Source organism: Faecalibacterium sp. DFI.5.82 (assembly GCF_029076575.1).
GTDB lineage: Bacteria > Bacillota > Clostridia > Oscillospirales > Ruminococcaceae > Faecalibacterium > Faecalibacterium duncaniae.
In genome coordinates this window covers 1-300 of sequence record NZ_JARFIS010000795.1, presented here as the reverse complement: position 1 = coordinate 300, position 300 = coordinate 1, and the positions used below count along the sequence as shown (strand labels likewise).

Here is a 300-nt window from a genome sequence, read left to right as displayed (position 1 = left end):
ACCATCTGCCGGGTGCTGGCCGTGTTCCATGGCTGGCACTACCGCAGCAAAGTGGTGGCCTGACTTTCGTTTCTGGGGTACAACAAGGGGCTGGAGGGCCGCACTGCCCACGACTGGCTCAACCGTGACCCGGTGGAGGTGGACCGCTACCGCGCCGACGAGCGCTGTACCTTTATCTTTACCCTGAACGCCTATTACAGCATGTTCAGCGGCATCCTGCGGCTGTACGACACGGCTCTTCTGGCCCGGGTTCCCAAGAATCTGCCACTGCTGTTCCTGGCAGGCGATGCCGACCCGGTG

At 62.3% G+C, this 300-nt stretch carries 1 protein-coding gene; it reads left to right on the top strand.

The window, feature by feature from the left end; genetic code table 11:
* Positions 1-72: 72 nt before the first annotated feature.
* A partial coding sequence (locus P0G09_RS18940) for an alpha/beta hydrolase (RefSeq protein WP_342760571.1) occupies positions 73-300 on the top strand: 228 nt, incomplete at its 3' end.